This window comes from Streptomyces sp. SID3212 (genome assembly GCF_009865405.1).
Classification (GTDB): Bacteria; Actinomycetota; Actinomycetes; order Streptomycetales; family Streptomycetaceae; genus Streptomyces.
In genome coordinates, this window is record NZ_WWJY01000305.1 from 1 (window position 1) to 10,107 (window position 10,107).

The following is a 10,107-nucleotide window of genomic DNA, read 5'->3' on the forward strand; positions in this document are numbered from 1 at the left end:
TGCAGGCGGCAGGAGCCGGGGGCGGCCGAGGCCGGGAACGGCCCCGGGACGGCCGCGCACGGGTCCGCGCCGGCCAAGCCGCTCTCCCGCGTCGAGGCCCGCCGTGCCGCGCGCGCGGCGAAGGACAGCCCCGCGGTGGTCGTGAGCCGTGTCGTCGGCGAAATGTTCATCACCTTCGGCGTGCTGATGCTGCTGTTCGTCACGTACCAGCTCTGGTGGACGAACGTCCGGGCCGACCAGTACGCCGGCAAGGAGACGAACAAGATCCAGGACGGCTGGGCCAAGGGCCGCCAGCCCGGCGTCTTCGCGCCGGGGCAGGGCTTCGCCATCATGCACATCCCCAAGCTGGACGTCGTGGTGCCGATCGCCGAGGGCATCAGCAAGTCGAAGGTCCTCGACCACGGCATGGTCGGGCACTACGCCGAGGGCAAGCTCAAGACGGCGATGCCGGAGGACAAGCAGGGCAACTTCGCGGTGGCCGGCCATCGCAACACCCATGGCGAGCCGTTCCGTTACATCAACCGGTTGCAGCCGGGCGACAAGATCATCGTCGAGACGCAGGACGCGTACTACACGTACGCGATGACCAAGACCCTGCCGCAGACCTCTCCGTCGAACGTGAGCGTCATCGACGCGGTGCCTCCGCAGTCGGGGTTCACGGGGCCGGGCCGTTACATCACACTGACGACCTGCACGCCCGAATTCACCAGTACGTACCGGATGATCGTGTGGGGCAAGATGGTGGACGAACGGCCACGCAGCAAGGGCAAGCCGGACGATCTCGTCGGCTGAGCCCGCCGGGGGGCCGGCGACTGGACTGGGACGGGGGCGGGTGCGGTGGCAGCGAGAACCGAACACGACGAGCAGACCGGAGCACCACCGCCGCCGGGACCGGACGCGCCCGCCGCGCCGCCCGACCCGTCGCCGGGCCGGCCGCCCAGGAGCAGGGCCGCGGCGGTGGTCAGCGTCTTCGGCGAACTGCTCATCACGGCGGGCCTGGTGCTCGGCCTGTTCGTCGTCTACTCGCTGTGGTGGACGAACGTGCTCGCCGACCGCGAGGCCACCAAGCAGGGCAACGAGGTACGCGACAACTGGGCGCGGGGCGGCACGGACGGCGGCGCGGGCGGCGACGGCACCCCCCGGTCCTTCGACTCGAAGGACGGCATCGGCTTCCTCCACGTCCCGGCGATGAACAACGGTGAAGTGCTCGTCAAGAAGGGCACGGAGCCGAAGTCCCTGAACAACGGGATCGCCGGCTACTACACCGACCCGGTCAAGTCGGCGCTGCCGTGGGACAAGAAGGGCAACTTCACGCTGGCGGCGCACCGGGACGGCCACGGCGCGAAGTTCCACAACATCCACAAGATCGAGGTCGGTGACCCGGTCGTCTTCGAGACCAAGGACACCTGGTACGTCTACAAGGTCTACAAAGAGCTGCCGAAGACGTCCAAGTACAACGTGAACGTCCTGCTGCCGGTCCCCAAGGAGTCGGGCAAGAAGAAGCCGGGCCGCTACCTGACCCTGACGACCTGCACCCCGATCTACACCTCGGACTACCGCTACATCGTCTGGGCGGAACTGGTCCGCACGGAAAAGGTCGACAAGAACCGCACCCCGCCGCCGGAGCTGCGCTGAGGTGTTGCCGTGCCGGTCTAACGTATGTCGAAGATGGCTGTTGACCTCATGGCATGCATGATTCCCGAATCGGGCCGGTGTGGATAGACCTTCTTGACCGTGACCAGTTGCGAAAAGTAGCGTCCTCGGCCAGTGATGTTGTCCGATATAAATAGCTGGTCTGTGGTGTCAGATCAGTACGACGGGTCGTTCAGGATCCCCGTCATGGTGATGCCTCCAATACCCCCTGCCGCGCAAGGGGGGAGTGCGGTCAGGTCGAGGCTTTTAAGAATCAGCCCATGGACTCTTCAGGGACGGGTGGCTCTGCCTCGCCCAGTAAGCTGGACCTGTGCGCTCCGACCGGCAGCACCAGATCCGACCTCCTCGACGTTGTCTGCCCGATAATGCTTGATGTTTAAACTTTGGATACAGTTACCCCTTATGTCATTTTTTATGTCTTCGTGACGCACTTTGGCGATTCGAGGATATTATTCTTCCAGATCACTCATTGCTTCTCTGTCTGACGGAGTGTAAGTTTCTCTTCGTATCTACCTGTATTTCTACCGAGGGGACATCGAGGTATGAAAATTATTGGACTCGCCAAGAGCGCTCGTATAGTGGCCGGCACTGCGGCCGCCTTGGTATCTCTGTTTGCTGGAGGGCTAGTTTTCGCGCCTTCCGCTTCTGCGGCGAGCGGAGGGAGTTGTACCTTTTCGGCAGGGTCGTGCCTTGTGCTTTGGTATAACTCAAATTTCAGTGGATCGCACACAACTTTCGACAATACTCAGATATCAGATTTCTCTGGTTATACTTTCCTCAGCTCCGGCTCGGGTCAGGGGCAGGCCGTAAAGAACAATGCTGCTTCTGCTCTTTATGGCCGCATTTCTACCGCCGCTCCTTATGGTGTGGTTTATTTTAATAGTGGTTTTGGGGGACCCTGTGACCAGATGAATGCTGGTGGGGTTCAGGCGTCGCAGCTCGTCAATACTTACAATCAGAACGCTTCCTATCAGGCGCATTCTTCTTACAAGTCGGGGTGCTACGACTTCTAAGAGATCTCGTCCTGCGGGTGGCGCGGTCACTGGCGGCCTAAGGACGCGAGTGGTTCAACGTTCCAAATCAGTGTTCTGGAGGCAGTTTCCGATGGTGACGGAAACTGCCTCCACCTAATTTTCTAGAGGTATATTCGTGCACTTGTGCTGCTTGAAGTCTAGAGCGTTTCTGGGGGCGACCGCTGCTCTGCTGACTGTTACCGCATGTAGTAATGAAGGCCAAAAAACGCAAGGGATCACTCCAGAGGTACCTAGAAGAGTCACCGAGAATCTCCAGTCTGAATCGGTGTCGGAATATTCCGCGAGGCTGCCGATCGCATCCTTTAGTTTTACTCAAAGTGAGGATTCTGTAATTAAGGCAGCTGAGGCTGAAATAGTCAGTCGCTGCATGGAGCGTTTCGGATTTGAATACATCGAACCGGCGCCGGTCCCGTCATTCGAAGGTGATGGATCGGATGACAGACGGTATGGAATAATGAACCTAAAACTTGCCGAGAAGTATGGATACCACGCTGCGCCTGGGGTGCCGATCCCGCGAGACTCTCTTCAGAAAGATGCTGCCTCGGTTCTTTTTGGTTCCCTCGAACCGTATCCCACGGGCAAAATAGTGACGGAGTATCACGGAACTAAAGTTCCAAAGGGAGGCTGCCGCGGTGAGGCCTTTCAGCAAGTTGAGGCTCCCTTTGAGCCAGGAGATGATGCTTCAGCAGCTTACGAAATTTCAGTGAGAAGTTTCACGGAATCGATGCATAAAACTCGTGTTGTGAAGGTCTTTCGTGCGTGGTCCTCATGTATGGAGAGATATGGCTATACCTATAAAATGCCACTAGATCCGCTAAATGACCGCGATTTTCTTGGGGAGGCTGAAGCTAACTCGGTAGAAATTCAAACGGCTGTCGCAGATGTTAAATGTAAAAATAGCACTAATCTTCCAGCCGTGTGGTTCGCTGCGGAGAGTGATATTCAGCGTGCGAAAATTGCGAATAGTGAGTCGCGACTAAGTAGGCTTCGCGTCAACCACGCAAAAGAACTAGAAAATGCTAGGAGAATTATTACAAACGGCTAGCGGACACGACTGCCTTCACTGCCGCCGGTCGCCCCTATTACCTGACCAGTATCAAGCCGACATCACCCAATCAAGTTCGGTAGCTCCGCTTTGCTTGCCGCGCTTGTACGGCGAGTTACTACTTGTCCAGACAGTCCAGTACGCGCTGAATTCAGTCGGCCTCCGTGGCGCCACGGGCGGAGCTATAGGTGCCACCGTTCGTCAGCGTTGAGGAATATATGCTGATGCCGCCGAGGACACCGCAGCCCAGTTTCGCCGATGGTCGAGAACCTTGCAGACCTGGCACTGGCAGCAGAACGACCCGATATCCACGTCGTCTTCGATGTTGGCTACTACGCCTCTCGTATGGCTTGACTGTCATTAAATCTGGCGCTCCGGGGCGGTAGACCGTAATCCGGCTGCCTCGGCCCTGGTTGACCGCTGGATTGAACTCCTGGCACCCGTCATCCGCTACGACGTAGGTAAGAAGTTTGGACGGCCTGAGGAAATCACCGAACATGATTGGCTAGACCATGGAGAGCGAGCGAAGGGCGTCGCGTCAGCATAGGAATGACATAGGTCCCAACACCACTTTGCGGGCGCTGGGACCTATGTTTGCGCGAATTCAGTCCTCCGTGCGGAAGGCGACTCCGGACGCGCCTCCGAAGAAGCCTCCGTCGTTGCCGTCGCCTTCCCCGCCGCCGCCGTTGTTGTTCCCGCCGTTCTGGCCGCCGGGGTTCACCGTGATCAGGACAACGGCCGACCCCTTGTCGACCTGGGTGCCCTCACCCGGGGTGACGTTGAGGACGATGGCGTTGTCGTCCTGGGGCGAGTTCGGGGCGAAGGTCGCGCTGAGCCCCTGGCTCTGGAGGATCGCCTTGACCTCGCCGACCCGCTTCCCTGCCAGCTGGCCCGGCACGGCGACCTTCTCCTGCTGCGGGCCCTTGGAGACCTGGAGGGTGATCTGGCTGCCCTTCGGGGCCTTGGTGCCGCCGGGGGGATCCTGTTTGACGACGATGCCCGCGGGCTGATCGCTGTCCACGTCCACCCGCTTGACGGTGAAGCCCAGCGTGTCCTCCAGCTGCGACCTCGCGGAGTCGAACTGCTGGCCGTTGGTCACGTCGCGGACGTCGACCAGGGCCTGCTTGGCGATCGTCAGCGTGACCTCGGCGCCCTTCTCGGCCTGGGCGTTGCCTGCCGGGTCCTGTTCCAGGACCGTGCCGGGGTCTTCGTCCGACTCGACCTGCTTCGGGTCGCCGACCTTGAAGCCCTTGTCCTCCAGGAGACGCGTCGCGTCCTTCAGGTCCTTGTCCGTGACGTCCGGGACCTCGACCTTGGGGGCGCCCTCCGAGACGACGACATTGATCGTGTCGCCCTCGTTCATCTCGCCGGCCTCCGGGGCCGGGACCTGGCTGCAAATGGCGTTCTTGGGCTGGTCGCAGCGTTCGCTGCTGGACTGGGCGACCTTGACCCCGGCGTTGGTCGCCAGCGTCTCGGCCTCCGTGAGGGTCTTCCCGACGAGGGTGGGGATCGGCACCTTGCTCTTCGCGTCGCCGTCGCCGCTGAAGACCGCCTGGCCGATCAGGATCGCCCCGACCAGGACCAGCACACCGGCGACGATCAGCAGGATCGTCGACGTGTTGGACTTCTTCGGCTGGCGCCGCCGGCCCGGGCCTCCCCCGTCGTAGCCGCCTCCGCCGAAGCCCCCGTCGTTCGGATTCATCGGGGGGAGCATCGACGTGGCCGGGTCGGCCGTGCGCAGCGCGGTGGTCGCGTGGTCCCCGTCGCCGCCGTACCCGCCGCCGTAGCCGACCGCGCCCATGGCGGCGGTCGCGCCGACGGGCTGGCCGTCGAGGCAGGCCTCGATGTCGGCGCGCATCTCGTCGGCGGACTGGTAGCGGTAGTCCCGGTCCTTGACGAGGGCCTTGAGGACGATCGCGTCCATCTCGGGCGTGATCTCGGGGTCGTACACGCTGGGGGGCTGCGGTTCTTCCCGTACATGCTGGTAGGCCACCGCGACCGGGGAGTCCCCGACGAACGGCGGCCGGACCGCGAGCAGCTCGTAGAGCAGGCAGCCGGTGGAGTACAGGTCGGAGCGCGCGTCGACCTGTTCGCCCTTGGCCTGCTCCGGGGAGAGGTACTGGGCGGTTCCTATGACGGCGGACGTCTGCGTCATCGTCATGCCGGAGTCGCCCATCGCACGGGCGATGCCGAAGTCCATGACCTTGACCTGGCCGGTGCGCGTCAGCATGACGTTGGCGGGCTTGATGTCGCGGTGGACGATCCCGGCGCGGTGCGAGTACTCCAGCGCCTGGAGGATCCCGACGGTCATCTCCAGCGTGCGCTCGGGCAGCAGCCTGCGCCCGGAGTGCAGCAGCTCACGCAGGGTCGAACCGTCGACGTGCTCCATCACGATGTACGGGAGGGAGACGCCGTCGACGTAGTCCTCGCCGGTGTCGTAGACCGCGACGATCGCCGGGTGGTTGAGCGAGGCGGCGGACTGGGCCTCCCGGCGGAACCGGGCCTGGAACGACGGGTCACGGGCCAGGTCGGCCCGGAGCGTCTTCACAGCGACGGATCGGCCGAGCCGGGTGTCGTGCGCGAGGTACACCTCGGCCATGCCACCACGGCCGAGCACCGCGCCCAGCTCGTACCGGCCGCCGAGGCGACGCGGCTCTTCCATAACTGTTCCGGCCCTCTCCGTCAGTCCCGATCGCACCGGTGAGTGGTCTCCGGCGATGTGCTGTACGCGCCTACGCTACCGGGCACGCCCCGTGCGGTCCGCCCGTACCGGACACCTGATACGCGACCGGTATCGCAATGTGCAGATATGGACGTGAGCCGTGACCGGCGTCACTTCTTGCTGTCGATGACCGCCTTCATCACGTCCTTGGCGATGGGGGCGGCGAGGCCGCCGCCCGAGATGTCGTCGCGGCTGGCGTCGCTGTCCTCGACCACGACGGCCACGGCGACCGGGGATCCGGCGTCTGTCTTGGCGTACGAGATGAACCACGCGTACGGGTTCTTGCTGTTGTTCTCGCCGTGCTGGGCCGTACCGGTCTTACCGCCGACCGTCACGCCGTCTATCTGCGCGTTGGTGCCGGTGCCTTCCTTGACGACCGTCTCCATCATCTGCTGGAGCATCTGCGCGTGCTCCTGGGTGAGGGGACGGCTCAGCTCCTCCGGGTCGGTCTGGCTGAGCTGGTCCAGGTTGGGCGCCCGCAGCTGGTCGACCATGTACGGCTTCATCAGCTTGCCGTCGTTGGCGATCGCGGCGGCGACCATGGCCATCTGGAGCGGGGTGGTGCGGGTGTCGAACTGGCCGATGGAGGAGAGCGCGGTCTGCGACTCGTTGATCTTCTCGGGGAAGATCGACGCGTTGGCGCGGACCGGGACGAACTGCTCCGAGTTGAAGCCGAACTTCTTCGCCGTCTCCAGCATCTTGTCCGCGCCGACGTCCACGCCGAGTTTGCCGAAGACGGTGTTGCACGAGTACTGGAGCGCCACGCGGAGGGTGGCGTTCTTGCAGGGGATGTTGCCCTCGTTCTCCAGCGGACGCGTCGTGCCCGGCATGATGTACGGCAGGGGCGAGTCGGTCTTGTCGTCGATACCGGTCACGACTCCGTGCTCCAGGGCCGCCGCCGCCGTGACCACCTTGAAGGTGGAGCCGGGCGGGTAGGTCTCACGCAGGGCCCGGTTGAGCTTCGGCTGGTCCTTGTCCTCTTCGAGCTTGCTCCACGCCTCGCCGTCCTTGTCGCTGTTGCCGGCGAACGAGGACGGGTCGTAGCTGGGGGTGGAGGCCAGAGCGAGGATCTTGCCGGTCTTCGGGTCGATCGCGGCGACGGCGCCCTTCTTCTTCCCGAGGCCCTCGTAGGCGGCCTTCTGGGCGGCGCCGCTGAGGGTGAGGACGACGTCGCCGCCCTGCTTCTTCTCGCCGGTGAACATCGCCAGCGTCCGGTCGAAGAACAGCTGGTCGTCGTTGCCGGTGAGGATGCCGTCCTCCAGCTTCTCGATCTGGGTGGCGTCGAAGGCCTGCGAGGCGTAGCCGGTGACGGGGGCCCACATGGGGCCGTTCACGTACGTGCGCTTGTACGCGAAGTCGCTGCTGCTCGTCTTCGTGGAGCCCGTTATGGGCTTTCCGTCGACGATGATGTTGCCGCGCTCGTGCGCGTACCGCTCGATCAGGACCCGGCGGTTGAAGTCGCTGGAGTTCAGCTCGTCCGCGCGTACGTACTGGAGCCAGTTGTCGCGGACCAGGAGCGCGAGGATCAGCAGGCCGCAGAAGATCGCGACCCGTCGCAGGGGTTTGTTCACGGTCGGACCACCTGGGTCATCTCGGCGTCGGGTGACGGGGCGGGGGCCGGCGCGGGCCTGCGGGCGGTGTCGCTGATACGGATCAGGATGCCGATCAGAACCCAGTTGGCGAGCACGGACGAGCCACCGTAGGCGACGAACGGGAGGGTCATGCCGGTCAGCGGGATGAGGCCCATCACACCGCCCGCGACCACGAAGACCTGGATGGCGAAGGCGCCGGAGAGGCCGATGGCGAGCAGCTTGCCGAACGGGTCGCGGGCGGCGAGGGCGGTCCGTACACCGCGCTCCACGATCAGCCCGTACAGCAGCAGGAACGCCATCGTGCCGGCGAGTCCGAACTCCTCGCCGACGGTGGAGAGGACGAAGTCGGAGTTGGCGGCGAAGCCGATCAGGTCCGAGTGGCCCTGGCCGAGGCCTGTGCCGAGCGTGCCGCCGGAGCCGAAGGACAGCAGGGCGTCACCGATCTGCTGGCAGGCGCCGTTGGTCTTGTAGCAGCCGAACGGGTCGAGCCAGGCGTTGACGCGGTCCTGGACGTGCGGTTCGAAGGTGGCCACGCCCACGGCGCCGGCTCCGGACATCAGGAGGCCGAAGACGATCCAGCTGGTGCGCTCGGTGGCGACGTACAGCATGACGATGAAGACGCCGAAGAACAGCAGCGACGTACCGAGGTCGGTCTCGAAGACCAGGATCAGGATCGACATGGCCCAGACGGCCAGGATCGGTCCGAGGTCACGGCCGCGTGGCAGGTAGAGGCCCATGAAGCGGCGGCTGGCGAGGGCGAGCGCGTCGCGTTTCACCATGAGGTACCCGGAGAAGAAGATCGCGATGATGATCTTCGCGAACTCTCCCGGCTGGATGGTGAAGGGGCCGACGCTGATCCAGATCTTGGCGCCGTTCACGGCGGGGAAGAAGACCGGGAGGATCAGCAGGACCAGGGCCACGAACATGGAGATGTACGTGTACCGCTGGAGGATGCGGTGATCCTTGAGCAGGATCAGCACGACGAGGAACAGCGCGACGCCGATGGCCGAGTAGAGCAGCTGCTTGGGCGCGGACGGGGAGAAGGCGCCGTATGCGATCTTCGACAGCCGGATCAGTTTGGGTGACTGGTCGAGCCGCCAGATGACGACGAGCCCGAGGCCGTTGAGCAGGGTGGCCAGCGGGAGCAGCAGCGGGTCCGAGTACGGGGCGAACTTGCGCACCACGAGGTGGGCGGTGCCGGCCAGGAGACCGATGCCGAGCCCGTAACCGAGCATTCCCGTCGGCACCTTGCCGTTGATCGCGAGACCCACGTTCAGGTACGCGAAGATCGGGATGGCGACCGCGAAGGCCAGCAGGGCCAGTTCGGTGTTGCGGCGGCTCGGTGCCTCGATGGCGCCGATGGTGGTGGTGTTCGTGACAACGCTCATGGTGGTGAAGAGGCCCCCTCGGCCGCTACTGCTTCCCGCAGTTCGAGGCCACTTTCTGCTCCTCTTCCGAGAGGCTGGGGCCCGGATGGGGAGTGGCTTTGTCGGGCTTGGTGGTGTCGGTCGGGCCGGGCGAGGGCTTGTCGGTCGGCTTGGTGCCGCCCACCTGCTCCTCGCTGTCGGCCACGTCGGCCGCCCGCTCGGCGGCGCGGCGCTGCTCGTCCTTCTTGCAGGCCGAGGCCTGGACGGCGAGCGCGTCGATCTTCTTGCCGGCCTCGCTCAGGTTGCCTTCGGTGATGGTGCCCTCGACCTGCTTGCGCTGGTAGTCGGGGAGGTACTTGAGTTCGATCTCGGGGTGGTCCTTGTGGACCTTCGAGAGCGAGACCCAGGCCAGGTCCTGGCTGATGCCCCGGTAGAGCGCGACATGCTGCTTGTTGGAGCCGACGTAGTACTGGGTCTGCGTCCAGCGGTAGCCGCCGTACAGGCCGCCGCCGACCACGGCGAGCGCCAGGACGACGTAGAAGGATCTCTTGGCCCACTTGCGGCCGCCGCGGGGCTTGACGAAGTCGTCGTCGCTGTACGTCCCGTACCCGCCCTCGGGCGGCATGCCGCCGTAGCCGGGCTCGTCGCCGCTGCCGGGCGGGCCGAAGCCGCCGGCGGGCTGCTGCGGTACGGC

6 protein-coding genes and 1 pseudogene are annotated in these 10,107 nt (G+C 64.2%); 3 read left to right on the plus strand and 4 right to left on the minus strand.

The window, feature by feature from the left end; all coding sequences use genetic code 11:
- From GT042_RS09320 to GT042_RS09330, 3 genes are all read left to right on the plus strand, one after another.
- Positions 1-792, plus strand: a 792-nt coding sequence (locus tag GT042_RS09320) for a class E sortase (RefSeq protein ID WP_202532559.1), incomplete at its 5' end; no start/stop codon positions are given.
- A gap of 165 nt (positions 793-957) precedes the next feature.
- Entirely contained in the window at positions 958-1,635 is a 678-nt protein-coding gene (locus tag GT042_RS09325; RefSeq protein WP_345943725.1) for a class E sortase, read from the plus strand.
- 1,317 nt (positions 1,636-2,952) lie between these two features.
- A complete protein-coding gene (locus GT042_RS09330; protein ID WP_161308235.1) occupies positions 2,953-3,732 on the plus strand; it encodes a hypothetical protein in 780 nt (259 codons plus the stop codon).
- A 604-nt stretch (positions 3,733-4,336) separates the two neighbouring features.
- Here GT042_RS09330 and pknB read toward each other — a convergent pair.
- The 4 genes and pseudogenes from pknB to GT042_RS09350 form a co-directional block, all read right to left on the minus strand.
- A complete protein-coding gene (gene pknB, locus GT042_RS09335) occupies positions 4,337-6,394 on the minus strand; it encodes a Stk1 family PASTA domain-containing Ser/Thr kinase (RefSeq protein WP_161308236.1) in 2,058 nt (685 codons plus the stop codon).
- Between the two features lie 170 nt (positions 6,395-6,564).
- Entirely contained in the window at positions 6,565-8,025 is a 1,461-nt protein-coding gene (locus GT042_RS09340) for a penicillin-binding transpeptidase domain-containing protein (RefSeq protein ID WP_161308237.1), read from the minus strand.
- Entirely contained in the window at positions 8,022-9,434 is a 1,413-nt protein-coding gene (locus tag GT042_RS09345) for an FtsW/RodA/SpoVE family cell cycle protein (RefSeq protein WP_161308238.1), read from the minus strand. Before GT042_RS09345 ends, GT042_RS09340 begins: the two co-directional genes overlap by 4 nt.
- A 25-nt stretch (positions 9,435-9,459) precedes the next feature.
- A pseudogene (locus tag GT042_RS09350) lies at positions 9,460-10,107 on the minus strand (protein phosphatase); the annotation flags it as partial.

What these genes read in the sequence shown, in the direction of transcription:
- pknB (WP_161308236.1), bottom strand. Translation starts at nt 6,394, where the DNA reads ATGGAAGAGCCGCGTCGCCTCGGCGGCCGGTACGAGCTGGGCGCGGTG.
- GT042_RS09345 (WP_161308238.1), bottom strand. Translation starts at nt 9,434, where the DNA reads ATGAGCGTTGTCACGAACACCACCACCATCGGCGCCATCGAGGCACCG.